The sequence below is a fragment of the Candidatus Nitrososphaera sp. 86-2 genome (genome assembly GCF_056726185.1).
This window is the reverse complement of record NZ_JBWZON010000001.1, coordinates 1,926,504-1,952,974: the sequence shown is the minus strand read 5'-3', so window position 1 is coordinate 1,952,974 and position 26,471 is coordinate 1,926,504. Positions and strand designations below refer to the sequence as shown.

Below are 26,471 nucleotides of genomic sequence, written 5' to 3'. Positions count from 1 at the left end.
AGTCAGACCTTACGCGCAGATAAATCCAATATTGTCAGAGGAATGCCATGCAAAAGAACGAACCTGAAAAAAGAAGTGCAAAGCAAGTCGTAATGTCGTTCGTGGAGGCCCTTGGGAACCAGGATTATAAATCTGCCCGGAGCTTTGTGAACGACAGCATGTCTTTTCGGGGACCGCTTGCTTCGTACGACAATGCTGAAACATACTTTAAGGACATGGAACGCCTGCGCCTGCCAAAGTTCGATATAAAAAAGGTCTTTGCGGACGGCAACGACGTCTGCCTCCTCTACGACCTGAATGTCGGTGGCAACCCGCCTGCGGCCGTTTTCGTGTGCGGCTGGTATCGCGTGGGCGACGATGGGAAATTAAGTTCGCTCAGGGTGGTTTTCGACCCGCGGCCCTTCCTCCAACAGATGCAAAAATAATGAGATGAGCAGTACTGCTGCTGGCCGCCTTGCCGGCAGGACTCTCTCCGGCGCGCAAACAAAAAACACTACCTATATAACGCATTTGCGCCGCAAAGAGCTTGCATGGGAAGCGACGACCCGTCATCGACCCACCGCGTAGCGGTAATGGACTATGAGCTCTGCCAGCCTAGAAAGTGCGGCCTAGAGTGCATAGTGTATTGTCCCGTGAACAAGACGGGAGGCCAGTGCATAATACAGCGCGAGGAGGACGGAAAAGCGCTGATTTCCGAGGAGCTGTGCACTGGATGCGGCATCTGCATAAAGAAGTGCCCCTTTGACGCCATCGTCATAGTCAACCTCGCAAAAGAGCTGTCCGAGGACAAAATCCACCAGTACGGCGTCAACTCGTTCCGATTTTACCGCCTGCCGACGCCCAAAAAGGGCGCAGTGGTCGGCCTCGTGGGCAGAAACGGCATGGGCAAGTCCACGATAGTAAACGTCCTTTCCGGCAACATGAAGCCAAACTTAGGCAAATTCGGGGGCGAGCCGGCATGGGACGAAGTGTTGAAATATTTCCAGGGCACCGAGCTAAAAGCCCATTTTGAAAAGATAGCAAACGGCCAGCTGCGCGCGTCGATAAAGCCGCAGCTCGTGTACATGATACCAAAGGCGTTCAAGGGCACGCCAAAGGAACTTTTGAAAAAGTACGACGAGCGCAAGGTCTCTGACAGCCTGGTTGAAGAGCTGGGATTGAAAAACGTGCTAGAGCGCGACATTGCCACGCTTTCGGGAGGGGAGCTCCAGCGCCTTGCGGTTGCGGTGGCTGCAGCAAAGGACGCCGACTATTACTTTTTCGACGAGCCGTCTTCGTACAACGACGTGTACCAGCGCCTCGCAGTCGCAAAGGTGATGAAGGGCCTTGCAGAGCAGGGCAAGAGCGTGATGGTTGTAGAGCACGACATGACGCTCCTTGACTATTTGTCCGATTACGTCCACATAATATACGGCGAGCCGGGCGCGTACGGCATCGTCTCGGCTCTGCAGAGCACCAAGGTGGGCATCAACAACTTTCTCGAAGGCTACTTGCCAGCGGAAAACGTGCGATTCAGAGAAAAGGCGTTCCGCTTTGATGTCGCCACGGCGATGGACGACGTGATAGAGGAAGTGGCAGTCGCAAGCTATACCGACGTTTCAAAGGCGTTTCCCTCGTTCAAGCTGAACGTAGCAGCGGGCAAGATCCGCAGGGGCGAGATAGTGGGCATGGTGGGTGCAAACGCGCTTGGCAAGACCACGTTCATGCGTATGCTGGCCGGAGTCGACAAGCCAGACTCTGGCAAGATTGAAGTCGGCGCAAAAATATCTTACAAGCCGCAGTACCTCAACCAGGACTATGAGGGCGACGTGCGCTCGCTCCTGTACACGGCATACCAGGGCCCGATTGAAAACTCGCCGGCGGAGGAGCAGATAATCATCCCACTTGGCATAAAAAAGCTTCTTGAAAAGAGCGTCAAGAACCTGAGCGGAGGCGAGCTGCAAAAGGTAGCAGTCGCCGCATCGCTGTTGCGCCAGGCCGACATTTACGCGCTCGACGAGCCGTCCGCGTTTTTGGACGCAGAGGATAGGATAGCCGTCGCAAAATTCCTGCAGCGCTTTGTACGGGCGCAGGGGCGCTCGGCCATAATCATCGACCACGACCTCCAGCTGATAGACCTCGTGTCGGACACGCTAGTGATATTCGAGGGCGAGCCGGGCATCGAGGGCCACGCGACTGCTCCCATGCGCAAGGAGGACGGGATGAACCGCTTTTTGCAGGCGCTTGCCATCACCTACAGGCGCGACGAGACCACCGGCAGGCCCCGAGTGAACAAGGAAGGCGGCAGGCTGGACAGGGAGCAAAAGGATTCGGGCAACTATTACTACACAAGGCAGCCGCAGCAATAAAATGCCGCACATGCTCAGAAACGTGCTAGCCGGCGTGCTCCCTGCCGAGGAGGCGTCGCAGGTCTATTCCGCGTTTGACCAGGTGGGCGACATTGTCATAATAAAAATCCCCGACGGCCTTGCCTCAAAAAAGCAGGTCATTGCGGAGGCGATACTTGCAAACGTCAAGACCGCAAAGGCAGTGTTTGCGCAAGCGTCCGCGGTAAAGGGAGACTATCGCATCCGCGAATTAGAGTTCATGGCAGGGGAGGACCGCACGGTCACAGAGTATAAAGAGCATGGATGCAGGTTCAGAGTTGACGTTGCGCGCGCCTATTTCTCACCACGCCTATCTACAGAGCGCCAGCGCATAGCAAGCTTGGTGCAGGACGGCGAGACAGTGGTCAACATGTTTGCCGGCATCGGCACCTACTCTGTAATAATCGCCAAGATGGTCAAGACGTGCAAGGTGTACAGCATCGATTCAAACCCAGTGGCAAACGACCTGTGCATACAAAACGCAAAACTGAACAAGGTGGCTGACCGCGTCATGCCGGTGTGCGCTGACGCGACCGAGGCGATAGAGTCGCAGCTTGCCGGCGTCGCAGACAGGGTGATAATGCCTCTTCCGGAAAGGGCAAGGGAGTTTGTCGGGCCGGCAGTGCTTGCCCTGAAAGAAGGGCGCGATGGCATCGTGCACTATTTTGCCCATGTCAAGGCAGACGGCAAGCAAAAGGCGAGAGAGGCAGGCACCAAGGACGCCGCAGAGGCGTTTTCGCCCTACAAAAATGAAATCACGGAAACGACAATAGTGCGCGAAGTCGGCCCCCGCATCTACCAGATAGTCGCCGACGTACAAATCACGAAATAGCCTTGTCTTCCTTTGGCGCAGTCAGCATCGTGTAGCCTATCCAGCCTAGCACCGCAAGGAGCACGCCAACTGCGCCTACCATGGTGAACTTTATTATTATCTCGCTGTACTGCGTCCCGAACATGGCATAGGCGTAGGCTAGAAATGCGATTATTGCAGCCGCTAAAAGGGCCGCACCTGCGCCCTTGTTGCCCTTCACTGCGCCCATGCCGTTGATGGCAAGCTGTGCATCTTATCAATCTTTAGGGCCAGTTAGCTATTCTTCCTTCCGGCGGACCTTGAAGGCTACGCGCACCACCGCCTGGTACTCTACAATCTTGTCGCTGTTGACGATGGCATTCATCTTCATCACCTCGGCCGTGCGGATGTCCTTGACGGTCCTTGCAGTCTCTGTGATGGCGTTCTGCACCGCGTCCTCAAAGCTCTTTGTCGACTCACCCAAGATGTCGATGTACTTGAAAACCATGCGCATATCTTATGGTGTGCGCTTTTAAACTCACCGCCATTGGCCGCGATTAGGGCGACAACTCCTCTTAATTGCCCAAAAACGGTTCCCCGGCAAAACTTACATAGAACCTATTTCTATCGATCCATACTTGGATTTTAAGAACAGGCTGATCCTGTTTTTCATCCTGATAGCCATCATCCCAATCATCGCGCTTTCGGCCGTCTCGACGGTCACGATAATCAAGTTCAAGGACCAGATAGCCAACATCTATTCCGGCTACGTCACAAACGTGGAACTGCTCTCAAAGAACAAGGGCGACCTGCTCGGCATCAGGTCCGACCTCATCCAGTTCGCAAACTCGCAAGACCCTGCGCTGAAAAAGGCCGGCATAACCCACATGATCTCGCTCAAAAACGGCATAGCCTTGACCGCGGGAGGCTACAAGACCATAGAAAACCTGCCGGGCGACTTTTTGCCAGTGGAAGGAGTCGACCTGGGCAAGATATCTGCTGACGAGGCCGTGCTTGTGGAGACCATAGGCCAGCAATGGAAAGACTATGGCTCCCGGGTGGACGACCTCGCAATCCTGTCCACGGACCCGTCATTTTCCGCCCAAGCACAGGCGGAGGCGCTGCAGCTCGTGACGCAGACTGACAAGCTCGTCTCGTCTTACGACGCGCTCCTCGCAGTCGACGCGCAGATAGGCAATGCGTCCCGCACCCAGTCGCAGCAGGTGATGCAGCTGGGGTTCCTGTATGGCGGCCTTGCGTCGGCCATTTCGGCCGCATGCGCGACTGCGGCGGCCATTCTCATCTCAAAGAGGGTAGTGCTTGGCGACCTGGTGCGCATGACAAAGCTAGAGCTTGTCGAGACCACGCTCCGGGACCTCATCGGCGGAGGCTCTGACGCGCTCTTGCAGATGGTAAAGAGCCAGATGCAGAGTGAAGAAGGCGGGGCGCCACGGGTTGTTGCAGACGTGCCGTTCGCCGTGGTGCCGTCCGCAAGCGAGGACGATGTCGTCATCGGCAAGAAAAAGGCCAAGGCTTTCATCGAGGACGATGACCCGTCGGCTGCTGCAGGCAAGCCGACGTGGGCGTTTGCAGACGACGACAGCAAGCCTTCTTCTTCTGCCGCCGCTGTCGGCAGAAAGACAAAGGCGTTTGCAGACGCCAACAGAGAGGATTCGCCGGCCCCGAAAATCGACTACAGGGGCAAGCTTGTGATACTCAACGCAAGCAGGTTCGGCCACGCCGCAAAGGCGCTTGAAGAACTGCTTGCAAGCCCGGACACTCTGGTCCTCACGAGAAAGGGGAGCAACGTCTACCGTGCAGCAAAGGGCAAGCTGTACATATTCCAGCCGGCCGGAGGCGTAAAGGAGGGCAGAAACGGCTCCGAGCGGGTCATCCCGTCGGACAGCGAGGACGGAATAGCCAGCAAAATAGAGTCGATAATCCGGGAAAACCCTGGCGCGACCGTCCTAATCGACAGCGCGACTGAGCTCATATACACGCTTGGCTTTGAGAAGGCGTTCTCTCTCCTGCGCCGCGTGTCGGAAGCCGTCTCGTCCTACGAGGGCGCCGGCGCGGTAGTGCTTGTCAACGCCAAGGCTCACGAGCCGAGGATAATGGAAGCAATAGGCAACATCGCAAACGACTATGTCGATTAAGTGAGTTCCAGCGCCATGAGGTACGCGTCCTCGCCGTCGCGGTAGTACGAGCGCAGCCTGGATTTCGTCTCAAAGCGCAGCCTCTCGTACATCTTGACTGCGCTGGTGTTGCTGACCCTGACTTCAAGGTATATTTCGTCTGCCTTTCTCTGGAGCACGCCGTTGACGCCCTCTAGCATCAGCGCCTTGCCTACTCCCCTGCCCCTGTGCTCCTCAAGCACGGCCACAGAGACCACATGACCTTTTTTCACAAAGCCCAGCTTGCGAAAGTTGGAAAAGCCAAACTCTATCTTGCACATAATGTAGCCGATCACCTTGCCTCCTGTCTCGGCCACGATGAACGCCTCGGGAAGCTCTCTTAATATCGACTCGAAGAAATAGTCCGAATAGTGTTCAGGCAGTGCGGCCATGTTGATGTCTATGACTGCCTGTAGGTCGCCTTCCTCGCAGCGGCGTATCACATAGTCGTCGCCTATTTTTCGCAGGGCAGTCTGCAAACCTGAACTAGACTCTGAACCGACACTATTTAACCTTAAGTCTACAGTTCTGCCTTTTATTGAGGCCGGGTCTAATGGAGCCGCATGGAACAATGTTTTAATCCCAAAATTGCCAATAGGTGGTTGCAGTGGCAAGCTTTGTCGGAGGCGACTACTCGCGGGCGGTCCCGGTCGTCTCCTCGTTCTACCGCATAGTGGACATGCAAAAGCACCAGACCGAGGACGCCGTCCGGTTCCTGATAGCCGAGTCGGACATCTATGACTCGTTTCCGCGGCTCATAAGGGAGCTTGCCAAGGTGGACATGATAGCCACCGCCAAGCGCACCAAGTACGCATCGAGGCTGATGCCATCGCTTTCGTCTACCAACCTGACGGTCGATGACGGTATAGTAGTGACCGTGTCCAAGATGCAAAAGCAGAGCAAAAAGCCGCGCAGCAAGTACCTGCTCTCGCTCCCGGTGATTCTGTTCATAGCGACCCTTACCGTCGTCTTTATTGACGGCCTGTACCGCTCCCAGTCCAGCTTTGCCAACGCGTTCATCCGCGACCCCCTTCTCTTGGCGGCAGTCTACACGATGTCGCTCGTGGGCATACTGGGCGTGCACGAGATGGGCCACATGATTGCGGCAAAACACCACGGCATAAGGGCATCGTGGCCGTACTTTATACCAGGGATACCCGGGCTCTTTGTGCCTACTTTTGGCGCGATGATCCAGATACGCAGCAACATGACCAACCGAAACGTCCTGTTCGACGTGGGCATAGCCGGGCCCATAGCCGGCCTGCTTGTGACTATGGTGGTGTCAGTATACGGCTCGTCCATATCGGTGCTCGTGCCTGCCGAAAGAGTGCAGGACCTGATAGGCAATTTCGACCTGATGCGCATAAACAGCAGCATCCTGATGCAGGCTACTTTGGACCTGACGGGTCACGGCGCTGCTGCCGGCAACGCGGTCCTGATAATGTCGCCCGTGCTCTTTGCCGCGTGGGTAGGCTTTCTCATCACGTTTCTCAACCTGCTTCCCGCATGGCAGCTAGACGGCGGGCACCTCGCAAGGTCTGCCCTTGGCGTCCGGTGGCACCGCGTCCTGACCTATTCCAGCGTCGGCGTGCTGACGGGCCTCGGCTACTTTATCATGGCCGCGTTCGTGCTCCTCTTTAGCTCCCGCGCGCCGGAAAGCACGCCTCTTGATGACGTGTCGCCCCTGTCGAAAAAGCGCAAGGTGCTTTTCTGGGTCGCAATAGCGCTTGCCGTCCTGTGCGCGCCGCTGCCGGCAGAGATTTTCAGGCCCTTGGCCTGAGCAAAGTGATGTCGGCGTCAGACACCACGAGCGCCTTGTGGCCTTTGCCGTTCCGAGCCAGCAGCTTTTCAAGGGCGTCCCTTGCGCCTGCGTACGTGACAAAGCCGAGCTTGGCTCCTGCATAATAATGGGGCAGGCTCGACACCAGCCCAAGCTCGCATCTCTGCCTCAGCTCCTGCATGTACAGCAGATGCTCAAGGCCGTCAACGTACGGCGCCGTCGCAATCTGCTCCGGCTTTAGCCTGCCTTCTACGAAAGCCTGCAGCGCGCCGCCCCCGACGCCCTCGCGGCACTCTGCAAGGAGCACTGCTGACCCGCCATCTCTCACGATGTAGGTTGCGTTCCACAGGGAGTAGAGCGCGCCAGCAAGCGTCGCGTGCGTGCCGGCCTCGCTCCCCGCGCTGATTATCGCGGACCTGACGGGATCGGCTTCGACGGTCGCGACCGCCTTTAATTGCTCGACTGCTTTTGAAAACGCTTCCTGCACGGTGCCGGTGTGCACGCCGGCAATGCCTGTGCCGTTTGCCACGAGCTCCACTGCCGTCGCAGACACACCCTGCACGGCCGCCGTTGCTATTTTCAGTGGCTCGCCCTGCTCGCCGGGCGCCGGCACATTGCCTTCCTTTCGAGCCGAAAACGCCTCTGACATCTTTTCTGGATACAGGGCGCGGACCAGCGCGGTGGGCGCCCCGGAAAACCCAAAGAGCGGGTCAAGGCCGGCCTGGGACACGATGACGGTGCTCTGGAATTTCTTGGCGCGCTCTTCAAATGATTGTTGGTAGTCGATGCGGTTTATCGAAACGGATGCTTGCGGGTCAGCAGGCGCAACGGACGCAAGGTTTGCCCGCAGCGCACCGGCGGCCTTTGCAGGCACATCGACTGTGATGGCAGAAAAGCCCTTTGTCTTTGCAGCTTCTGAAATAAAAGAAACAGCCCTTGCAGCCGCCCTTGACGGGGCAAGCGCCAGCACAAGCATGTTGTCAGTTACCGGGACAGAGTCAAGCGCAGCTCCGTACTGCTCGTCGGGCATGGCTGAAAACGCGGATGACACATGGCTTGACAGGTTTTCAAACTTTATGTCGAGCACCACGTCGGTGCCGCCATACCTGAGCCATATCTCCGGCATATATTATCCCCCATGCAGGGCACGATAACAAAAGATAAAAACGAATCCCTTGCAGATCAGGCGTGTCCTCTTCTGATTTCACGCTGGAATTTGCATCGTTCCTGCTAAAGAGCAACGCGCTAAAGTTCGGCGCGTTCACGCTTGCAAGCGGCAAGCCAAGCCCCTACTACATCGATCTGCGCATGCTGCCGAGCTTTCCGGCGCACTTTCGCCTGACAATAGGCGCCCTCAAAGACGCTGTGGCAAAAAATGTGGGAAGCTTTGACACCTTTGCCTCGGTCCCGACCTCCGGACTTGTCTTTGGCTCCGCTCTCGCCTACGAGATGGAAAAGCCCTTTGTCTACGTGAGAAAAGAGTCCAAGGGCTATGGCATGAGCAAGCTGGTGGAGGGACACCTTGCCTCAGGTGCCAAGGTGGTGATAATTGACGACGTGGCGACCACCGGCCTTTCAGTTAGCAAGGCGATAGACGCGTTGAGGGCGAACGGCGGCGTGGTGGAGGACGTAGTCGCAGTGGTTAACAGGATGGAAGGCGCAACGGAAAAGCTAAAGCAGATGGGCGTCCGGCTCACCTCTGTCGCCACCATACAGGACATCGCCGGCGCGCTCCACAAGGCCGGGCTCGTGGACGATAGCACGATGGGCGCCGTGGTCAAGCAGGTGGCCGCAAGCGGCGGCCTAGAGACGGACTAGCTAGGGCACCTGTATGTTTACCTGCGGGACGGTCGTCTGCGCTGCTGTCGTCGCCTGGTAGGACACGTACTGCTGGAGTCCCCACGGCTTTAACCCTAAAAAGCCGCTTTCATTGAACACGTTGTTCGGGAACGTGCGCAGGTTGACGTTAAAGTCCCGCACGCCGTCGTTGTAGTAGGTGCGCGCGACTGCTATGCGGTTTTCCGTGCCCGCAAGCTCGTCCATGACCCTTGTCAGCTGCTGGTCGGACTTTAGCTGAGGGTAGTTCTCGTACGTTATCAGGATCTTGCTGAGCGCCTGCTCTATCTGGTTGCTCGTCTGCACACGCTCGTTGACTGTCGGGGCCCTCTGCCAGTCTGTCCTGAGCTTTGTGACGTTTTCAAGCACGCTCTTTTCAAACTGGAGGTACGTCTGCGCCGTCCTGACTATGTTGGGTATCAGGTCGTACCGGCGCTGCAGCTGCACGTCAATGTCCCCCGCCAGCTTTTTCACGTTCTCGTCTTTGGCCTGCGCGGCGTTAAAGCCCGAAAAATACATGGAAAACAGCGAGCCGAAAATTATTGCGATGATGCCAACTGCGGCGCCTGCTATTATAATGCTCTTTTTAACCAAGGTGGTAGCAGCTTCTCTTTATTTGTGCCTACTTATTACTTTTAGCGCCCCGCGCCACCGCCGCCGGACCTGCCGCCTCCCCCGCCAAAGCCGCCACCCCCTCCTCCTCCTCCCCAACCTCCACCCCAGCCACCGCCATACCCTCCGCCGACGTAGCCGCCTCTTCTCCTTCCCCTTCCATACTTGGCGTTGAGCACGCCTATAGCTATTACTGCCACAAAGAACAATACAAAAAATATAGTCTGCATATTATTGTCGTCTGTCACCGGCCGCGAGCTGTCTGTGGGCACAGACACCGAGTCGCCTGCCTGGTAGCCCGTCCGCGCGCCCAGGGCAATCACCGTGTTGTAAAACGCCCTGTCAAACGCCGCCGTGCTTCCCGTGTTCTCGTACTCTTGCCTTGCCGGCACCAGGTACCGGTCGAGGATCTCACCTGCCGTCCCGTCCGTGATGTTCCCTTCAAGCCCCCTGCCGACTTCAATCCTCATGGAGCCTCCGCCTGCGTCGCGCTCTAGCGACACCAGCACGAGCACGCCGTTGTCCTTTCCAGCCTTGCCTATCCCTTTTTTTCCGTCCAGCGTCAACTCGTTGTAGATATAGTTGGCAAGCATGTCCCGGTCCTGAATCTCTATTCCGTCCTTCTTTATCCCGTGGCCTACAAAGCTTGGGATGGTGTAGATCACTATTTCGTTGGTGGTCGCGTCGTCAAGGCCGCGCAGGTACGCGTCGATTGTCTGCCTGTATTCTGGCGTGATGATGTTCGCCCTGTCATAGATGTACGCGGGACGGGAGCCCGTTGCGGCAAACGCCGGTGCTGCTACAAACCCTGCAACAATGACTGTTGCAACCAAAGCAAACGCAAGCGCCCGGGCCACTATTGACACATTCTAGTACAAGTGCTAATAACCCTTTACCCTTTCAACCTTCGTAGATCATCAGGTTCTTTTCTTCGAGCAGCGTGTGTAGGTTGCCGACCGCCCTGTACACCTCGCTCTCCTTCTTGGCGCCGGTGCACACCAGTTTTCCGGAGGCAAAGAGCAGTATGACCGTCTTTGGGTCCAGCATCCTGTGGATGAGGCCGGGGAACTGCTCCGGCTCGTACATGCTCCTTGGCAGTACACGTGCAGCCAATTCAAGATGTATCTTGCCCCCGAGGCTTGCAGACGCTACGATATTCTGTATCTCTATCTGCGGCTCGTTTTCAAGCGGGATTCCTCCCTTTTTCAGCTTTTGGACCACGTTTTTGACCGCCTGGATTGCCATCTTTTCCGATTTTGCGCCGGTGCAAACCATCTTGCCGGAACTGAAAATCAGGGTAGCAGTCTTGGGCGACCTCAGCCTGAACACGAGGCCCGGGAACTGGTCCGGGTGGTACTCGACGTCGGGGAATATCTGGGTGATGAGGTTTAGGTTGACCGTCTGGTTGACGGTCGCAGAAGCTACCACGTTTTCAATGCTGACTATGGGCTTGGTCTGGGGCACACTCCCCTTTATAAAGGGGCAGTATATATACCTGCTTGCCATATTTCGAACGATTTGTTGAAAATTTGAAGTAAATTTCAGTCGGCCGATTTAAGCGGAGCTAAATACTCTACTCCTCTCTCTCTCTCTATTCGCCGATGACCTTCACCAGGACGCGCTTTGGCCTCTGGCCGTCAAACTCGCCGTAGAAAATTTGCTCCCATGGGCCGAAATCAAGCTTGCCCTTTGTGACTGCAACTACGACTTCTCTGCCCATAACCTGCCTCTTTAGGTGGGCATCGGCGTTGTCCTCGCCGGTGCGGTTGTGGAGGTAGCTCTCCGGCGAGTACGGCGCAAGTCCTTCAAGCCACCTTTCAAAATCCTGGTGCAGGCCGCTTTCGTCGTCGTTGATAAAGACGCTTGCCGAGATGTGCATCGCGTTCACCAGGACCAATCCCTCCTTCACGCCGCTCTCGTCGACTATTTTTCTCACCTGCGGCGTAATGTTTACAAAAGCGTGCCTTTCCGGCGTGTTAAAAGTCAGGTATTCCGTCATGGATTTCATGCCGGCGGCTGGCCCGTCGGCGTGCCGGATGAGGACGACGATGGCGACGGCTGCGAAGAGTCGCTTTTTCCCTTTCTGCCGCTCCACTTGCTGAAAAATAGTATCACGAGAATTATCGCGATTATGATATAGTTGACGGGCGGGCTGATGATCTTTGTTATCACGCCGGCGCCCGGCAGGACGTACACGACCTTGCCGATATAGTTGTCCTTGTGTATGGGATAGTCGGTGCCGGGTATGGAGGCCGGGTTTGCGTCGCCTTTTGTCCTGATGACGCGGTCGCCGGCGGAGTTCTCGCCTATCTCGGCCACGCGATGGACAATGACGCGGTCCTCGCCGTCGGGCCTGTTGAACACAATGATGTCGCCCACATGGAGGGTGTCCCATGAGCCTCCGTTCCTCACCACAAGGACGTCATTTACCTGCAGGATAGGAACCATGCTCTGGCTGGAAACCACGTAGAACGGGTTGTTGGTGTCAAACGCAAGCCTCAGTCCAAGCCACACTATGGCCACGCCGGCAACGACGATGATGATGTCGCGCACGGCGACTGGCACCTTGGACTTTTGCTCCACCGGAGGCTTTGTGACGTAAACATTAGATAAACGTTTTCGAACAATGTTCACTTACTTGCTTAGCGCATGTCAAGCTGCTTCATTATGGCCTTTCTTAGCGCTGGCATCCCAGACATCACGATTGACAGCAGGTCAGAAGTCTCGTCCCTGTCCGGCTGCCTGCCGTTTCTGGCTTCAAAAGAGGCTATAAAGCTGCCGATGACCATGCCCGACAGGAGGCCATACGCAAACTCTTTTGCGTCGCCCTGCCCCGGGACCATCCTGCCCGCAAGGGCTGTCGCCACCTTGGGGTCTTTGGCGGCCGCCTTTAGCAACGTTTCAAGCTGTTTTCTGTCAGCAAGCGCAAGTCCCACGCCTGTTGGTGGGTCGGGTGGGTATAAATTCTAGCAAGAAAATCCTTGTTTGCTTTTGGCCTTTACAAAAGCGAGGCAGGTCCCTTGACCCTAACTTTTTTAATGGCATTATTGTAGCACTTTTCAAATGTCTTCAAGTAACAGTAACTCCTGCTCCGTGGTCCTGCTGGAGCTTGGCATAGCAGCCTTTGACGGCGCCGGCAACGCCGTGGCGTCAAGGAAGTTCGACAGCGCGCTGCGCTCGTACCGACTGCTAAAGAGCGGGGGCACGCCCGACGAGATCAAGTCCTTTGTGGACAAATTGCGCTCATTTGATACGATATCCGTAAACGACGCAAGCGTGGCCATAGTGCTGCGCCAGGCCGGCCTTCCCAACACCCAGATGATGCAGGAAGCCCAGCAGCAAGAGATACAGGGGAGCAAGCCCGACTATATCGTAAAAGCCGGCTTTGCGGCAAACCCGCAGGACGCCATGCAAGCGCTGCGCGACTTTGCGATAGAGCTTTCGTCTTCCCGCGTAAAGGAGGCGTCGGAGAAGCTCGACCTGCACATAGTCCAGTCGATAAACGCGCTGGATGAGCTGGACAAGATAATCAATACAATCGGCACGAGGATGCGCGAGTGGTACGGGCTGCACTATCCAGAACTCGACAACCTGGTGCAGAGCCAGGTCGCGCACGCAGAGATTATCAGCAGGGCCGGCTCGCGTGACAAAATTACAAAAGAAATCCTAGAGAGCGCCGGGATGCAGGACAAAAAGGTAGAGATAATCATTGACGGCGCAAGGCGCAGCAGGGGTGGCGACATGACGCCGGAGAACCTCGCAATAGTGAAAAAGCTGGCAGACCAGGTCATATTGCAGTCGGACCTGAGGCGCATACTCTCTGACCACATCGAGGCGGCGATGGAAGTGGTCGCCCCGAACGTCAAGGAACTGCTGACGGCCGCGGTGGGCGCAAGGCTCATCGCCAAGGCCGGAAGCCTCGCAAGGCTTGCAGTGCTTCCCGCAAGCACGATTCAGGTGCTCGGAGCAGAAAAGGCGCTTTTCAGGGCGCTAAAGACGGGCGCAAGGCCGCCCAAGCACGGCATATTATTCCAGCATCCGCTCATACACTCTGCTCCAAAGTGGCAGCGGGGCAAAATAGCCCGCGCAATAGCGTCCAAGGTCGCAATAGCCGCAAGGATTGACTATTACCGGCACGCCGGCAAGGACACCCAGATAACGGAAAAACTGAACACGCGCCTTGAAGAGATCCGCGAAAAGTACAAGGAACCGGTGCCTGAGAAAGAGCGCGACAAGAAATACAGGGAGCACGAGCGCCGCGAGGGCCGGGGCGGTGGTGGTAGCGGCGGCCGCGACAGGCGCGGAGGAGGCGGAAGGTTCGGCGGCGGTGGAGGAAGGCGCTATGGTGGCGGTGGAGGATATGGCCGCGACAGGCGCGGAGGAGGCGGAAGGTTCGGCGGCGGCAGCGACCGCGATAGGCGTGACAGCAGTGCTAGTGCCGGTGGTGGCTCCAGCAGCGGCGGTGGTGGAGGCTATGGCCGGGACAGACGTGAGGGTGGCAGCGGCGACATTGGCGGCTCTAGCAGCGGCTACGGCGGCTCGCAGGGCAAGTCGGGAAAGGACAGAAAACGCTTTGGAAAACGACGATATTAAGTGGATTTTTTCCGGCGGCGAAAAGCACGCGGCCACGGTTAACCTCGTCCCCGGCGACAGCGTCTACGGCGAAAAGCTGGTGAAGCAGGGGGGCGAGGAATACCGGCTGTGGGACCCTTTCCGGAGCAAGCTTGCCGGCGCGCTGAAAAAAGGGCTAAAGAACCTGCCGATAAAAAACGGCACCAAGGTTCTGTACCTCGGCGCTTCAACTGGAACGACAGTGAGCCATGTCTCTGACATCGTCGGCAACTCGGGGATAGTGTTTGCAGTAGAGCCGGCGACGCGCGTCGCAAGGGAGCTGATAGAGAACGTGGCGTCAAAGCGCAAGAACGTCGTGCCGGTCCTTGAAGATGCAAGGAAGCCAAACTCGTATTTTTCCGTGTTCGGCAAGGTCGACGTGGTCTACTGCGACATCGCCCAGCCGGACCAGACCGACATTGCGATAGCAAACTGCAACGCGTACCTGAAGCCGGGAGGAATCATGCTCCTTCTGGTAAAGACGCAGAGCATCGACGTCACACGCGACCCGAATGCGGTGATAGCGCAGGAGGCAAAAAAACTGGAAAAGGCGGGATTCAAGATAGATCAGATCCTAAAGCTAGAGCCTTTTGACAAGGACCACGGCATGATCTACTGCTTTTCAAGTCCTAGAAAAGCGTCCTCTGCTCCATCCCTTCGAGCATGATTCGCAAGGGCTTCCACGATTTCCTTGCAAACGCCGGCGGCACCTTTTTCGCCTCCACCCAGTTGCGGATGAAAAGCATCGTCTTTTCGTCGGAAGGGTAGCCGGAGCCGATGTCGCGGTAGCGCTTCCTAATCTTCTGTATTTCAGAATCGCGTGTTACCTTGGCCAATACCGACGCGGCGGACACCACGACGTTTATCCTGTCCGCGTGGTGCATCGAGTGTATCTTTGCCGGCGGCGCGCTCTTCAGGTGGCCGGCGATGTGCTCCCTGTAGCGTTCCGGGTTTGTGTCGCAGCAGTCGACGTACACCTCGTCGACCTTCATCTTGCCGATGACGTGCGCCATCGCCCTTGCCTCCAGCCTGTTCAGGCCGCGCTGAAGCACGTGGCTGTCAACCTCCGTCGACTTTATCGTGTGCACATGGTAGTGGTCGGCTATGCTCACTATTTCGTCGTGGAGCCTTTCGCGGGCCTGCCGCGTCAGCTGCTTCGAGTCCTTGACGCCCATCTCCTTTAATTTCGCAACTTTGGATTCGCGGACAGAGACGCCGGCGACGACGAGCGGCCCTATTATCGAGCCGCGCCCCGCCTCGTCCACGCCGCCAATCATCAGCATAAGCTGTCTATGTGATTTGGGAGGTAGCTATTATCCCTTTTGCGCTCCGGTTCTGTTCAATCTTCGGGCGTTATTCAGACCGTTAAGCATCGGAGGCGACAGTCCTATGGTATCTATTTATATAAGACTCTTCTAGAGGCGACTATGACAGAGGCGCAACCAAAAGGAAAGGCGTCTAAGGGAAAGTATATCGGAATCGGCGTCGGCGTGGTTATAGTTGCCATTATTGCAGTAATGATTATTGGAGCAGCAGCTTCAAACGGGGGATTATCCTCAGTTGGTAAGTCCAAGCATAGCATACAGCTGATGAGTGGTAACGTGGCTGTGAATCCTGGTCATTATCAGTCCTATCAATTCAATGTGCCTAGTGGCGCTACGAATACGAAAGTCACTGGAACCTTTTACGCTAGCGGCGGAAGCGGTAACGATATTGTTGTAACGATACTTTCACAGACAGATTACATCAATTGGCAAAACGGACATTCTTCGAGTACAAATTATAACAGCGGCAAGGTGACGACAGGCAATATCAATACAAACTTGCCTGACGGACAGACATACTACTTAGTATTCGATAACAGCTTTTCGATCATATCGGCGAAAAATGTTAGTGGGAACATTCAGTTAGAATACTCGCAATAAAGAAATAACCAAAAAAGCTAAAGCTGGCGGCGTTCTTTTCCCGCCTGGTAGTCATGTCGTACGACAAACACGAATATGCAAAGAGAAGCAAGGATCTAAAGTTCTATCACGTAAGCGATGAATCTGGAAAATCATTGCCTGCGATCATACGCCCAAAGAAACAGAACCTGCGCTCGGGTCCTACTCAATCTCGGGGATTCGAGAATGAATTGCACCCAATGTCTTGCCCTCTCTCGCTACACAATGCTAATAACATCGCTGTTGGGCAGAATAGTGCTGTTGCTGCCAAAAAGCCTTGTACTTTTTTTCGTCTCGGGCTGTTTAGCAGCCTTACTCTGCACGCAATTCTACTACGTGCCACGTGCATTTGCTGCCGCAAACGGGCAAGAATTGAAAGTCGTCTTTATCGACGTCGGGCAGGGCGATTCCACGCTGGTAATCCTGCCTAACGGAAAATCCGTGCTCATTGACGGTGGCGAACGCGACATGGGCGACGCAGTCCTGTCAACCATCAAAGACATGCACGTTGCCAAGATAGATGTTATCGTCGCGACGCATCCGCACGCAGACCACATAGGCGGGTTGATTTCAGTCATGAACCAGCTGCCTGTGGGCAAAGTGGTTGACTCTGGACAGGATTACACCACAAACACGTATTTCGACTACCTTGATGCGATTGACAGAAACAAGATTCCGTACGGGATTGTGCACGAAGGCGACAAGCTAGACCTTGACCAGTCTGTGAATATTGAAGTTTTCAATCCACCAATTCCCTTGATTAACGGGTCGGACGACAACATCAGCAATAATTCCGTCGTCCTGAGGATGACGTACGGCAACTTTTCAATAGTGTTCCCCGGCGACGTAAGGGAAGATGCTGAAGGAAGGCTTGCCGCCAAAAAGCTGGACGCAGACGTACTGCTGGCGGCGCACCACGGAAGCAGCCACTCCAATTCGATTCCCTTCCTGAGGGCGGTGTCTCCCGAAACGGTTGTCATTTACGCGGGGGCAAACAACCAGTACGGGTTTCCAAACCAAAAAGCGATGGATAACTTTGACGCCATGAAGGTGAAGAACATCTTTAGGACGGACATCGACGGCTCTATTGTCCTGACAACCGACGGCAGCGGGCAATATACCATGCAAACGTCTAGGTCGGAAAAAACCGTGGTCGTGGTGCCGGAATTCAGCAATCCTGCCATGCTATCGGCTGTCGCATTGCTGGGCATCCTGCTTGTACTCAAAAAGAGGGACGCAATATGGAACCGGTTGAAGTAAAGGCAAGCTTGGACAGATTTGAAGGCGATTATGCAATAGTCTATTCCGACGACGGCAGGAAATTTGACGTTGCAAGGACATTGCTTCCAAAGAGGGCACGGCAGGGCGCCAGGTTAAAGCTGACAATATCAGAAAATGATAAAGTGGCAAGCGTCAGCATCGACAGGGAAGGGGAAAAAGAGCTGAAAAAAAAGATTAAAGAAAAGCTGGAAAGAATAAAGCGCGGCGAGCACCTGGCATAATCTTTGACATAATCGCCGTCAGCATTGCGACAATAAAAAATAATGCTGACGAAACCAGATTGTTGTTGTGGTTCTTCTTATTCTGTGGCCATCCGCACCAGTTCGGGCAGCTGTTTGCCTTTCCCTGCAGAAAGGGCAGATATGCCGCCGTTCAGACTTTCAGCCACGATGCCCTTGCGCGCAAGCACTTCTGCTACCCTGAGAGAAGTGTTTCCCATCATGCAGACGAGCAACGGCTTGGCGCCGGCTCCTCCCAATGATTTTTCCATCTCCTTGGGCACCTGCTGGGTCATCAGCAATTGCTCCACCTCTCTGGCCGTCGGCACAAAGATCTTGCTTTCATCGACGCCCAGCGATTTTGCGATGAGCTCTATCCCCTCTTTGCGCGGGGTGTACATCGTGTGAATCCAGACAACCCGGTCATAATCTCCGATGTTCGAGACGGCTTCTTGCAGGGGAACCTCAAGACCTCTTTGCTTTTTCTCTTCCTGCATCGCTTCAAGGTTCTTTCTGTACTTTTCTATCCCGTCTGCAATCATCACGACAAAGGTGCTATCATCACCTGCGCCAAAATTCGCCAGCTGCACCACGGCATAAAGCGCAAGCGCGCTGCTCTCTCCCATGTCGTATCCTTTGTCCACGAAAAACTTTAGCAGGCGCCTTGCCTGTTTGAAATCTACCTCGTGCTGCCCTGCGTACATGTCAGGCTGGTAGAACTTTAGGCCCGACGCCTTGCTTTTTGTCCTTATTCCTGCAACGTCTTGGTCGCCAAGCGGAAAGACCACGTGCACAGACTTTTTGCCGTATTTTTCCATCATGTACCTGCTCAGGCCGCCGGAGGTGCCACCCGTGCCAAACGTGCAGACGATCCTGGATTCTGACAGCGCGCTTTTCTGCTCTTGCAGCTGCTGGTCCAGTTCTGCAGCCGTCACGGTCCTGTGCGCCTCGATGTTCAGCTCGTTGTCGTACTGCTCGGGGCAAAAGCCGCCATAGATCTTTGCCAACAGTTTTGCCAGGTTGATTATGTCCTGACTAGCCAGAACCGCTTCCACTTCAGAGCGCGACTTGTCGAAAATTGCGGGGTCAAACCCAAGCTCGGTGAGCTGTGCGCGGACGTTTGAGGCCGTTGCCTTTGCCGCCATCAGGCTTGCGTTTCCCTTCATACCCGGGGCAGGGCAGATGTCCATGTCGAGGTTGATGATGCGCGTTTTTTCATTCCGCAGCTCGTCAAACACCCCTTCCTGGAGCTTTCTAGAGACAAGGGCGATAACGTCAATGCCCAGCTTGGAGATTTGCCCCAGGGCAATGCCAAAGTTGCCCGAAGTCGCTTCGAACACCGTCTGCCCGCGCCTGAGTTTGCCAGTGGCAATGGCGCCGTGAATTATCTGGACTGCCGGCCTTACCTTTATCGAGCCTGCCAGCAATTCTGAATCAAACTTGCCGAAAACCTTCAATGCTTTGCCGGAAAGGTCCAGGCCGAACACGCTTTTTGCGCATTCCTTTACTTCTTTGGTGATGTCAACAAGCGGAGTCGCGTTGATTATTGTTCCTGCACTGCCAGATTTCTCTGCCCTGTGAGGAACCTTGCTCCAGATCTCTTGCTCAAAATGCGAAAGTAGCGAGTTATCGACGTTATTATTTACCTCGTCCTGTCCTTGCAATCTGCTTCATCCTTAATTCAACATCCGGGTATAAAATGTGTGATTTGTGGCGCCGATGACTTTGATGATTTGACATCTGACGAAAAGCGCCTGTGTACTTATAATAAATACCGCATGAAACAGCTCTCTTGCGTACATGGACGGCTTTGTCGAGACGATGGAGGGCAGGACGAGACTGCTGGTGCCAGAGCTGTCCCTGACGGCGAAGGTGCCGCCCAAGGTCCCAGCCTTTTTCAACCCCGCGGCAAAGCAGAGCCGCGACCTCTCTATTCTTGCGTACCGTGCCTTTGCTCCCCGGCTGAAGGAAAAGACGCTTGCAGACGGCTTTACCGGGATTGGCGCCCGGGCGCTTCGCGTGGCAGTGGAGGTGCCGGAGATAGGGCAGGTGTTTGCCAACGACGCCAACCCGACGGCGATTGAAGCCGCCAGAAAATCCGCGGAACTCAACGGCGTGTCTGGAAAATGCCGGTTTTCGATAAATGAAGTCTGCAAGTTTTTGATGAAGGGAGACGACCGCGAGGAGCGCTTTGGGATAGTCGACCTCGACCCATTTGGAACGCCGGCGCGCCACGTCGACTGCGTGCTTCGCGCAGCGCTTGACGGCGGCCTAGTCTCGATAACCGCGACTGACACGGCAGTCCTCTGCGGTGTGTACCCGGAGGTGTGCCTGCGCCGCTACTACGGCCGGCCCCTGAACAACAGCTATGGAAACGAGACAGCGCTGCGCCTGCTCACGTCGCTGATAGCGCTCACCGCTTCCCGGCTAGAGCTTGCAGTCAAGCCGGTGTTTTCGCACGCCACAATGCACTATTTGCGGGTGTACGCGCAGATGTCGGTCAGCTCTAGCGAGGCAAACGACGTCTATGCGAGCATCGGCCATATGATGCACTGCTTCAACTGCGGCCACCGTTTTTCTGCCGCCGAGTACGACGGGGACGCAAAATGCGAGCTGTGCCAGAAAAAGCTCAGGATAGGAGGCCAGCTGTGGACCGGGCCCCTGCACGACAAAGAGTTTGTTGCAAAAATGGCAAAAGAGGGCGCAGACGAGAAGAGCAAAAAGGTCCTCGACGCGGCCCTCGACGAGATAGACGGCGTTCCATACTACTTCAAGGCAGACGAGATCTCTTCAAAATTGAGGACAAACCCGCATTCAATTGCAAAGATAATCGAGAAACTGCGCGCCGCCGGCTACAAGGCGTCAAAGACGCCGTTCAACCCAAGCGCCTTCAAGACGGACGCAAGGCTCGACAGGATAATCGACGTTCTCAGGTAGCGGTGGTGGGGAACGACTTTATCGCCCGGTCAATCAGGCCGTCCATCTCTGCCTTGATAGAATCAAGTGTTGAATGGTCGCCGCTCTTGTTGTCGGCGTCAACTATTTTCTTCATCTCGTCAAGGTAGCTGCCGAACTTGCTCAGGGCCTGCGAATAGAGGCCATAGCTTTCCTGCCATGCTTGCGGCACGCCGGGCGTGTCCACGCGCTTTTTCAGCGCGTCAAGATCCGACCTTGCCTTGGTTATCGCAGAATTCATGTCGCTGGTAGAAACCTCGCCCTTGGTCCACTTGTCAAACGAGTTTTGAACCTCCGTCGTTGCGAAATTGTGCTGCGTGTAGACGAACGAAAGGTTGTCAGCGGGCAGGTTTGCAGCGTCAGCAGCGGCGCCTTTATCGTCGGTGATGTTGACGCCGGTGGGCCCGCTCTGTTGCGGCAAGAGCCAGATGAGCGTGCTGGCGCCAATTATGCCGGCGGCGATTACGGCTGTTATCACTATGCCCTTTTTGCTTACTGCCAAGGTGGTAAATCTACCGTGTAACAGCTCCAAATAAAAACATACCAAAATATATCGCAAAATCCGAAAGTACGGGTGTACATATTATGAGCGTGCAGCCCAGCCTTGGCAAACTCGTCTACCGAAACGACCTTACCTCCGATCTTGCGATAATCCGCATCCAGCCGTCCGACGGCAGCCCCGTTCCCGACTTTAAACCCGGCCAGTTCGTTACGCTTGGGATAAAACTGGACGGCGAGGGCGACAAGATAACAAACCGCGCCTACTCCCTCTCATCGCCGCCGGAAGAAAAGCGGTACTTTGAACTGTACATAAAGTGGGCGCAAGAGCCGGTGCCCGGCAAGTTCACCACCGCACTTTTCAACATGAAGGAGGGCGACGAGCTCTACTGGCGCAAGCCCGCCGGAGCCTTTACAATCGAGGAAAAAAAGGTGGACGGCACGCCCGACGAAAGGACGCTAGTCTTGGTCGCTTCCGGGACCGGCCTTGCGCCGTTTGTAGGCTATTGCCTGCACCTGAAATCAACCGGATCAAAGCGCAGGATAGCGCTGTTGCACGGAGCGCGCAACGCAAAGGAGCTTGGCTACCGCGAACTGTTTGAAAGGCTCGCAAAGGAAAACAGCAGCAACTTCATCTACCTGCCCACGGTGAGCAGGCCAAGCGATCCGAATTCCGCGGGCTGGACGGGCCACACCGGCAGGGTAGAGTCGTTACTTGTGCCAAAGAACGGCATGTCCGAGCTTGAAAAGGCCCTTGGCAACAAAGTCTCGCCGGAAAACTCGTTTTTCCATATCTGCGGCTATTCTGGCACGATTGACAGCGTCATCTCTATACTGCAGCCGCTGGGGTTTGTCAGCAACAGGAATAAGCGCAAGGACGGCTCGTTTGACATCAAGGTAGAGACGTACGGCTAGATAGACATAGCAATGCTCATTACACTGTCCATGCAAGAAAAATCAGTTGTACGCCGCCCGGACGACCCCGTACCAGGGGTCACTCATGGTAGATATCTGCGACCTTGAGTTGATAGGAAGCAAGCTGGAGCAGGATGGCCTTGCCATCGACCTGACAGAGGCGTACTTTAAGCAGCAAGTGATAGCACAGCAGGAAGCCGGCGAGCTTTTGAAGAAATGCGCGATTGCAAACCTGGTCGGCGACAAGATAGTCGGGCAGGCGCTTTCGATGAAGCTGGCCAAGGAGGCAAGCGTCAAGCGCATATCCGGCGTCCCGTTCTTGATGATCTTCAAGTTCCAGCAAAAGTGACCCAGATGGGCGAAGAAGAGCCGGAAGATCAACAAGCGCCGGAAGAAGATCAACAACAAGAAGAATCAAAGGCAGTCACGCGGGCCGACAAGCGCTACGCGCGCCACGAGCGTGAGAACCGCTTTCTGCAGAAAAGGTCGGAGGACTATCAAGTGATGGAGGAGGTATTTGACATGCCCACGATGATGGTCATCACGAAAATGGTAAACGATGGCATACTGAAATCGGTGCAGAGCCACTTTGCCTCCGGCAAGGAGGCCAAGGTGTTCATAGCAGAGGCGCCCGACGGCTCGCCCCTTGCGGTCAAGATATACCTGACGGTGAGTTCCGAGTTCAAGAAGAGGATGCAGTACATCGCCGGCGACCCGCGCTTTTCAGAGATCAAGGGAGGCACTAGAAACTTTATCGCGGCGTGGGCGAGAAAAGAGTTCAAGAACCTGCAGCAGGCGCACAAGGCCGGCGTGCGCGCCCCTGCTCCGATAGCGGTCGACAAGAACGTGCTCGTCATGGAGTTCATTGGCGACAGCGAGGGAAACGTGGCAACGGCCTTGGCAAATCTTGAAAGCGTAACAGAAGCCGATTATGCCGAAGTGGTGGAGCAGCTGGAAATCCTGTACCAAAAGGCCGGCCTCGTCCACGCCGACCTGTCCGAGTACAACATATTCAAGAACCCAAAGGGCGAGATAATGCTACTGGACTTTGGCTCGGCAGTCGACGTCAAGCACCCAAATTCAAAACAGTTTTTAGTCCGCGACGTGCAGAACGTAAACAGGTTCTTCATAAAGAGGGGCATAGACGTCATTGACACCACGCACCTCATGGACAAGATAATGACAGCGGGATAAAGAGAAAATGAGTTTCCAGTACAACATCAAGCTTCCAAGGGAAAGGATAGCCGTCCTGATAGGCAAGGGCGGCAGGGTAAAGCAGGACATTGAGAAGAGGTGCGGTGTCGCAATCGAGATCGACAGCGAGTCCGGCGACGCCCTGATAACCGGGGAAAAGTCCGTGGAGCAGATGGAGATGTTCAAGGCAGTCGAGATAATCTCTGCCATTTCGCGGGGCTTTTCGCCCCAGCGCGCCATGCGCCTGTTGGACGAAAAAGAGATGCTGTTCCAGCAGATTGACCTGCGCGACTATACCGGCAGGTCGTCAAGCGCGCTAGAGCGAGTCAAGGGCAGGATAATAGGGGAGGGCGGCAAGTCGCGGCGCACAATAGAGGAGTTAAGCGGCGTGTCGCTGTCTGTGTACGGGCATACCGTGAGCCTGATAGGCACGTACCACGAAGTCCGGCTTGCGACGGATGCAATAGACATGCTGTGCAGGGGAAGTATGCACAAGGGCGTCTACAACATGCTGCAGGAGGCAAGGAGGCGCGACAAGATGGACAGGATGCGCCTGTGGGAAGACAAGCGCGACGTAGAAGAGCGCGAAATAGCGGAAGAATAAGAGGAAACCTATACCTTTTGCATCCTTATCGTGAGCACGCCGTTTCTGTACTTGTAGTCGGATATGCCGATTTCATCGGCCATGTCAAGCTGAACATCCCGGGAAAAGTTCTGGCCGCCCTTTATCTTTAGGATGCCTGATACCAGCCGGACGTTTATCTGGTCCTCCGGGCCGGGCACCTCCGCCACGAACACCGTCGCCCCATCGCTGTTCTTTATCAGGTCATAGACCCAGTCTTTCTGTTCCACGTTGCGGGGCATCGCTACTTTTTGCTCCGCTGGGCCGGACATCTTGCGGATCTCACGCACCCAGTATACTACAAATCCCGCCGCGACTGTGACGAGGATAAAGCTGGTGCCGTTCTGGCCGTTTCTTGCGGTCATGACGTACATGGCGCCGACAACCATCAGTGCCAGGAGCGGGACGATAAAGCCGACCGAGCGCCCGGTGGAATATTTCTTTGTGTATTTAGCTAAACCCGCTCACCCCTCCGGCATTCCACTAAAAATAGTAGCGTACCGAGACTATAAAACCTTAGGCTTTGCCGCTCTAGCTGGATTTATCTCTGTTCTGTTGTGAGAAATCCTGTAGATCACGCCATCTTGCCGCCGGCGCGCTCTCCCCAGCGCCGGAAAAGCCCGTGGTCGATTCCAAACTGGTCGAGAGTCTTGCCCACCACGTGGTCTATCAGGTCGTCCATGGTCTGTGGCCTGTGGTAAAAGCCGGGCATCGCCGGCATGATGACGATGTTGTGCATCCCCGCAAGCTTTCCCATGTTTTCGATGTGGATTTTAGAAAGCGGCGCCTCCCTTGGCATCAGAACGACCTTTCTGCCCTCCTTTATGCAGACGCTTGCGGCCCTTGACACCAGCGTGTCGTCAAGCCCGTTTGCAATGCTTGCAAGCGTGCGCATGCTGCACGGGATGACTGCCATGCCGTCCGTCCTGAACGAGCCGGAGGAGACTGGCGCGGCCATGTTGGTGTCCTCGTACACCTTGGTCGCAAGCGAGCGCACATAGTCGCCCGTCTTGTCAGTCTCTATCTTGATGGTCTTTTCGCCCCACTCGCTCAGGATGAGGTGCGTCTCCACCCTCAGCTTCTTGAGCGCCTCAAGGGCCCGTATCCCGTATATCACGCCGGAGGCACCCGTTATGGCGATTACCAGCCGCACACTGGCAAGCTCGTACGCTTGTTATATAACGGTGCCGCCGACAGTAGCAGCGCAGGGTTTATTTACTGACTGTTGTTCATTTTTGCCGTGCTGACCGTCTTTGGCACGATGGCGCTTGATACCACGCGCACGCCTTTCCGGGTGGAGGAAAGGATACTTGGTGGAGCCGCGACCTTTGCCTCGCTTTCTGCAAGCATATTTGCCCGGACCGGAATGGTGGCCGCCATCGGCGAAGACATGCCCTCTGCCAGCATCGAGGCGATCAGGTCAAAGAGCGTCGACACGAAAGGCATCGTGACAGTCAGCGGCGGCAAGTGCTTCCACTATGATTCCGAGTTTGACTATAACCTGTCAAACAGGACGACTCTGAAGACAGAGCTGAACGTCATTGCAGATTTCGACCCGGTCATCCCGGAAGAGTATGCAACGTCGGAGTACGTCTACCTTGCAAACAACGACCCGCGGCAGAACTTGAAGGTACTGCGCCATTTTGAAAAGCCCAAACTGGTAGTCTGCGACACCATAGAATACTGGATACAGACTGCGAGGGACGACGTGGTAAAGATGATGGGGAAAACGGACGGCGTCGTGATAAACGACAGCGAGGCGCGCCTTCTCTGCAACGAGGTCAACATCGCAAAGTGCGCGAGACAGATAATGTCTTTTGGGCCAAAATTTGCGATAATAAAAAAGGGCGAGCACGGCGCCGTGCTCTTTACCAAGGAAGGCGACGTGTTTCCAGCCGCTGCGTTCTTTCTCAACGAGATCTCTGACCCGACCGGCGCCGGCGACTCGTTTGCCGGCGCGTTTCTGGGCCACATCGCCCGCAAGGGAAGCCTGGATTTCCGCACGATGAAAGAGGCGGTGATATACGGCAACGTCATGGGCTCTTTTGCCGTCGAGGACTTTGGCGTCAGGCGCCTGCTTGCAATCACAAAGGACGACGTCGAGGCGCGCTACCAGAAATACCGCAATCTGGTGCAATTCTAGCAAAAATAAATACCACGCCGCCTCTATGCCGTGCATACATATGGGACGCACAGAGAAAAAGATCCTCGGCAAGAACGCGCAGGTGATAATCGACACGCTAAAGAAGGCGTACTCGGACGAGATGCGCATCTTCCACTACTTTTGGTACGTGGGCATCAACATGGAAGGGATAGGACTCGTCACCTACGCGCCGGCGCTAAAAACGCAGGCGACGGGCGAACTGATGCACGCAGAGCTTTTGGCAAACAGGATTTCCGAGCTTGGGGGCAAGGCGCCAAGCGACCCGGCCGAGTGGGAGAAACTGAGCACCATCGGTCCGCTTGACCCGGTAAAGCACCTGACGTTAAGGTCCGCGCTAGAGCGCGCCGTGAAATTCGAGGGCAAGGCTGTCGAAAACTATAACGCGCTTGCGAAAAAGGCGCTGGAGCTGGGCGATTTTGTCACGTACAACCTCGCCACCACGATCCTTGCCGACGAGGTCAAGGACGAGCAGCACACAGAAGATATCCTCAACTCGCTTGAAGTAAAGTAAG

General features: G+C 55.5%; 33 protein-coding genes. 18 read left to right on the top strand and 15 right to left on the bottom strand.

From position 1 onward, the window contains the following. Window positions 1–47 precede the first annotated feature (47 nt). The 3 genes from ACYOR7_RS11680 to ACYOR7_RS11670 all read left to right on the top strand — a co-directional run bounded on the left by ACYOR7_RS11680 (window position 48) and on the right by ACYOR7_RS11670 (window position 3,198). A complete protein-coding gene (locus ACYOR7_RS11680; RefSeq protein ID WP_294805581.1) occupies window positions 48–425 on the top strand; it encodes a nuclear transport factor 2 family protein in 378 nt (125 codons plus the stop codon). Between the two features lie 105 nt (window positions 426–530). Further along, window positions 531–2,348 (top strand): ribosome biogenesis/translation initiation ATPase RLI, encoded by a 1,818-nt coding sequence (locus ACYOR7_RS11675; RefSeq protein ID WP_479914039.1) that lies wholly within the window; start codon window positions 531–533, stop codon window positions 2,346–2,348. A gap of 1 nt (window position 2,349) precedes the next feature. Then, window positions 2,350–3,198 (top strand): class I SAM-dependent methyltransferase, encoded by an 849-nt coding sequence (locus ACYOR7_RS11670; protein ID WP_479914038.1) that lies wholly within the window; start codon window positions 2,350–2,352, stop codon window positions 3,196–3,198. Here the strand turns inward: ACYOR7_RS11670 and ACYOR7_RS11665 are convergent. Then, the gene (locus tag ACYOR7_RS11665; protein WP_294805578.1) at window positions 3,188–3,406 is read right to left on the bottom strand and encodes a hypothetical protein; all 219 of its coding nucleotides are present in this window, start codon (window positions 3,404–3,406) and stop codon (window positions 3,188–3,190) included. The two genes, ACYOR7_RS11670 and ACYOR7_RS11665, sit on opposite strands and share 11 nt — an antisense overlap. 48 nt (window positions 3,407–3,454) lie before the next feature. Beyond that, on the bottom strand, window positions 3,455–3,664 hold the full coding sequence (locus tag ACYOR7_RS11660) for a dodecin family protein (protein WP_294805577.1): 210 nt from the start codon (window positions 3,662–3,664) through the stop codon (window positions 3,455–3,457). A 130-nt stretch (window positions 3,665–3,794) separates the two neighbouring features. Between ACYOR7_RS11660 and ACYOR7_RS11655 the strand changes: the two genes are divergently transcribed. Next, complete coding sequence (locus tag ACYOR7_RS11655; protein WP_479914037.1) at window positions 3,795–5,312, top strand: hypothetical protein; 1,518 nt, start codon at window positions 3,795–3,797, stop codon at window positions 5,310–5,312. On the opposite strand, the gene rimI is transcribed toward ACYOR7_RS11655, so the two are convergent. Next, a complete protein-coding gene (gene rimI / locus ACYOR7_RS11650; protein WP_294805575.1) occupies window positions 5,309–5,809 on the bottom strand; it encodes a ribosomal protein S18-alanine N-acetyltransferase in 501 nt (166 codons plus the stop codon). The two genes, ACYOR7_RS11655 and rimI, sit on opposite strands and share 4 nt — an antisense overlap. A 128-nt stretch (window positions 5,810–5,937) precedes the next feature. Here rimI and ACYOR7_RS11645 point away from each other — a divergent pair, with 128 nt between their 5' ends. Next, the gene (locus ACYOR7_RS11645) at window positions 5,938–7,110 is read left to right on the top strand and encodes a site-2 protease family protein (protein WP_294805574.1); all 1,173 of its coding nucleotides are present in this window, start codon (window positions 5,938–5,940) and stop codon (window positions 7,108–7,110) included. Here ACYOR7_RS11645 and ACYOR7_RS11640 read toward each other — a convergent pair. Beyond that, window positions 7,094–8,236 carry a nickel-dependent lactate racemase family protein gene (locus ACYOR7_RS11640; RefSeq protein ID WP_294805573.1) on the bottom strand — a complete coding sequence of 381 codons (1,143 nt, stop codon included), beginning with the start codon at window positions 8,234–8,236 and terminating at the stop codon, window positions 7,094–7,096. The two genes, ACYOR7_RS11645 and ACYOR7_RS11640, sit on opposite strands and share 17 nt — an antisense overlap. Before the next feature lie 62 nt (window positions 8,237–8,298). Here ACYOR7_RS11640 and pyrE point away from each other — a divergent pair, with 62 nt between their 5' ends. Continuing rightward, entirely contained in the window at window positions 8,299–8,928 is a 630-nt protein-coding gene (pyrE, locus tag ACYOR7_RS11635) for an orotate phosphoribosyltransferase (protein WP_294805572.1), read from the top strand. On the opposite strand, the gene ACYOR7_RS11630 is transcribed toward pyrE, so the two are convergent. The 6 genes from ACYOR7_RS11630 to ACYOR7_RS11605 all read right to left on the bottom strand — a co-directional run bounded on the left by ACYOR7_RS11630 (window position 8,929) and on the right by ACYOR7_RS11605 (window position 12,494). Then, a complete protein-coding gene (locus ACYOR7_RS11630) occupies window positions 8,929–9,540 on the bottom strand; it encodes a LemA family protein (protein WP_479914036.1) in 612 nt (203 codons plus the stop codon). 41 nt (window positions 9,541–9,581) lie between these two features. Then, entirely contained in the window at window positions 9,582–10,415 is an 834-nt protein-coding gene (locus ACYOR7_RS11625) for a TPM domain-containing protein (protein WP_479914035.1), read from the bottom strand. A gap of 43 nt (window positions 10,416–10,458) precedes the next feature. Then, window positions 10,459–11,022 carry a TATA-box-binding protein gene (locus tag ACYOR7_RS11620; RefSeq protein ID WP_075054885.1) on the bottom strand — a complete coding sequence of 188 codons (564 nt, stop codon included), beginning with the start codon at window positions 11,020–11,022 and terminating at the stop codon, window positions 10,459–10,461. Between the two features lie 127 nt (window positions 11,023–11,149). Then, the gene (locus tag ACYOR7_RS11615; protein WP_294807901.1) at window positions 11,150–11,566 is read right to left on the bottom strand and encodes a secondary thiamine-phosphate synthase enzyme YjbQ; all 417 of its coding nucleotides are present in this window, start codon (window positions 11,564–11,566) and stop codon (window positions 11,150–11,152) included. After that, window positions 11,563–12,141 carry a signal peptidase I gene (locus ACYOR7_RS11610; RefSeq protein WP_479914034.1) on the bottom strand — a complete coding sequence of 193 codons (579 nt, stop codon included), beginning with the start codon at window positions 12,139–12,141 and terminating at the stop codon, window positions 11,563–11,565. The genes ACYOR7_RS11615 and ACYOR7_RS11610 overlap by 4 nt, the downstream gene beginning before the upstream one ends. 59 nt (window positions 12,142–12,200) lie before the next feature. After that, window positions 12,201–12,494 (bottom strand): hypothetical protein, encoded by a 294-nt coding sequence (locus ACYOR7_RS11605; RefSeq protein ID WP_294807896.1) that lies wholly within the window; start codon window positions 12,492–12,494, stop codon window positions 12,201–12,203. Between the two features lie 127 nt (window positions 12,495–12,621). Here ACYOR7_RS11605 and ACYOR7_RS11600 point away from each other — a divergent pair, with 127 nt between their 5' ends. Together ACYOR7_RS11600 and ACYOR7_RS11595 are read left to right on the top strand one after the other, a co-directional pair. Continuing rightward, window positions 12,622–14,151, top strand: coding sequence for an NOP5/NOP56 family protein (locus tag ACYOR7_RS11600; RefSeq protein ID WP_479914033.1), 1,530 nt, complete (start codon window positions 12,622–12,624; stop codon window positions 14,149–14,151). Continuing rightward, a complete protein-coding gene (locus ACYOR7_RS11595; RefSeq protein ID WP_294807891.1) occupies window positions 14,132–14,836 on the top strand; it encodes a fibrillarin-like rRNA/tRNA 2'-O-methyltransferase in 705 nt (234 codons plus the stop codon). The genes ACYOR7_RS11600 and ACYOR7_RS11595 overlap by 20 nt, the downstream gene beginning before the upstream one ends. Here the strand turns inward: ACYOR7_RS11595 and rnhB are convergent. Further along, complete coding sequence (gene rnhB / locus ACYOR7_RS11590) at window positions 14,799–15,452, bottom strand: ribonuclease HII (protein WP_479914032.1); 654 nt, start codon at window positions 15,450–15,452, stop codon at window positions 14,799–14,801. The two genes, ACYOR7_RS11595 and rnhB, sit on opposite strands and share 38 nt — an antisense overlap. Before the next feature lie 144 nt (window positions 15,453–15,596). On the opposite strand from rnhB, the gene ACYOR7_RS11585 reads away from it, so the two are divergent. The 3 genes from ACYOR7_RS11585 to ACYOR7_RS11575 all read left to right on the top strand — a co-directional run bounded on the left by ACYOR7_RS11585 (window position 15,597) and on the right by ACYOR7_RS11575 (window position 17,614). Further along, window positions 15,597–16,094 (top strand): p24 family protein, encoded by a 498-nt coding sequence (locus tag ACYOR7_RS11585; RefSeq protein ID WP_479914031.1) that lies wholly within the window; start codon window positions 15,597–15,599, stop codon window positions 16,092–16,094. A 354-nt stretch (window positions 16,095–16,448) separates the two neighbouring features. Beyond that, a complete protein-coding gene (locus ACYOR7_RS11580; RefSeq protein WP_479914030.1) occupies window positions 16,449–17,372 on the top strand; it encodes a ComEC/Rec2 family competence protein in 924 nt (307 codons plus the stop codon). Beyond that, window positions 17,354–17,614, top strand: a complete 261-nt coding sequence (locus ACYOR7_RS11575; RefSeq protein WP_294806550.1) for a DUF3006 domain-containing protein — start codon at window positions 17,354–17,356, stop codon at window positions 17,612–17,614. Before ACYOR7_RS11580 ends, ACYOR7_RS11575 begins: the two co-directional genes overlap by 19 nt. Before the next feature lie 77 nt (window positions 17,615–17,691). Here ACYOR7_RS11575 and ACYOR7_RS11570 read toward each other — a convergent pair whose 3' ends face one another. Next, window positions 17,692–19,275, bottom strand: a complete 1,584-nt coding sequence (locus ACYOR7_RS11570; RefSeq protein WP_479914029.1) for a pyridoxal-phosphate dependent enzyme — start codon at window positions 19,273–19,275, stop codon at window positions 17,692–17,694. A 136-nt stretch (window positions 19,276–19,411) separates the two neighbouring features. On the opposite strand from ACYOR7_RS11570, the gene ACYOR7_RS11565 reads away from it, so the two are divergent. Beyond that, window positions 19,412–20,548 carry a tRNA (guanine(10)-N(2))-dimethyltransferase gene (locus ACYOR7_RS11565; RefSeq protein WP_479914028.1) on the top strand — a complete coding sequence of 379 codons (1,137 nt, stop codon included), beginning with the start codon at window positions 19,412–19,414 and terminating at the stop codon, window positions 20,546–20,548. Here ACYOR7_RS11565 and ACYOR7_RS11560 read toward each other — a convergent pair. Next, on the bottom strand, window positions 20,541–21,068 hold the full coding sequence (locus ACYOR7_RS11560) for a hypothetical protein (protein ID WP_294806543.1): 528 nt from the start codon (window positions 21,066–21,068) through the stop codon (window positions 20,541–20,543). The genes ACYOR7_RS11565 and ACYOR7_RS11560 overlap by 8 nt on opposite strands. An 83-nt stretch (window positions 21,069–21,151) precedes the next feature. On the opposite strand from ACYOR7_RS11560, the gene ACYOR7_RS11555 reads away from it, so the two are divergent. The 4 genes from ACYOR7_RS11555 to ACYOR7_RS11540 all read left to right on the top strand — a co-directional run bounded on the left by ACYOR7_RS11555 (window position 21,152) and on the right by ACYOR7_RS11540 (window position 23,777). Beyond that, window positions 21,152–21,979: a ferredoxin--NADP reductase gene (locus tag ACYOR7_RS11555; RefSeq protein WP_294806541.1), complete on the top strand. Its 828-nt coding sequence runs from the start codon at window positions 21,152–21,154 to the stop codon at window positions 21,977–21,979. An 85-nt stretch (window positions 21,980–22,064) separates the two neighbouring features. Next, a complete protein-coding gene (locus ACYOR7_RS11550; RefSeq protein WP_294806538.1) occupies window positions 22,065–22,328 on the top strand; it encodes a DUF424 domain-containing protein in 264 nt (87 codons plus the stop codon). A 5-nt stretch (window positions 22,329–22,333) separates the two neighbouring features. Next, the gene (locus ACYOR7_RS11545) at window positions 22,334–23,173 is read left to right on the top strand and encodes a serine protein kinase RIO (RefSeq protein WP_294806553.1); all 840 of its coding nucleotides are present in this window, start codon (window positions 22,334–22,336) and stop codon (window positions 23,171–23,173) included. 7 nt (window positions 23,174–23,180) lie between these two features. Beyond that, window positions 23,181–23,777, top strand: a complete 597-nt coding sequence (locus tag ACYOR7_RS11540; RefSeq protein ID WP_294806536.1) for a KH domain-containing protein — start codon at window positions 23,181–23,183, stop codon at window positions 23,775–23,777. An 8-nt stretch (window positions 23,778–23,785) separates the two neighbouring features. On the opposite strand, the gene ACYOR7_RS11535 is transcribed toward ACYOR7_RS11540, so the two are convergent. Together ACYOR7_RS11535 and ACYOR7_RS11530 are read right to left on the bottom strand one after the other, a co-directional pair. Further along, window positions 23,786–24,184 (bottom strand): Hsp20/alpha crystallin family protein, encoded by a 399-nt coding sequence (locus ACYOR7_RS11535; protein WP_294806533.1) that lies wholly within the window; start codon window positions 24,182–24,184, stop codon window positions 23,786–23,788. 185 nt (window positions 24,185–24,369) lie between these two features. Beyond that, the gene (locus ACYOR7_RS11530) at window positions 24,370–24,948 is read right to left on the bottom strand and encodes a UbiX family flavin prenyltransferase (RefSeq protein WP_294806530.1); all 579 of its coding nucleotides are present in this window, start codon (window positions 24,946–24,948) and stop codon (window positions 24,370–24,372) included. 87 nt (window positions 24,949–25,035) lie between these two features. Between ACYOR7_RS11530 and ACYOR7_RS11525 the strand changes: the two genes are divergently transcribed. Together ACYOR7_RS11525 and ACYOR7_RS11520 are read left to right on the top strand one after the other, a co-directional pair. After that, window positions 25,036–25,938, top strand: a complete 903-nt coding sequence (locus tag ACYOR7_RS11525; RefSeq protein ID WP_294806527.1) for a PfkB family carbohydrate kinase — start codon at window positions 25,036–25,038, stop codon at window positions 25,936–25,938. A 40-nt stretch (window positions 25,939–25,978) separates the two neighbouring features. Beyond that, window positions 25,979–26,470 (top strand): ferritin-like domain-containing protein, encoded by a 492-nt coding sequence (locus tag ACYOR7_RS11520; protein WP_294806524.1) that lies wholly within the window; start codon window positions 25,979–25,981, stop codon window positions 26,468–26,470. Window position 26,471: the final 1 nt, after the last annotated feature.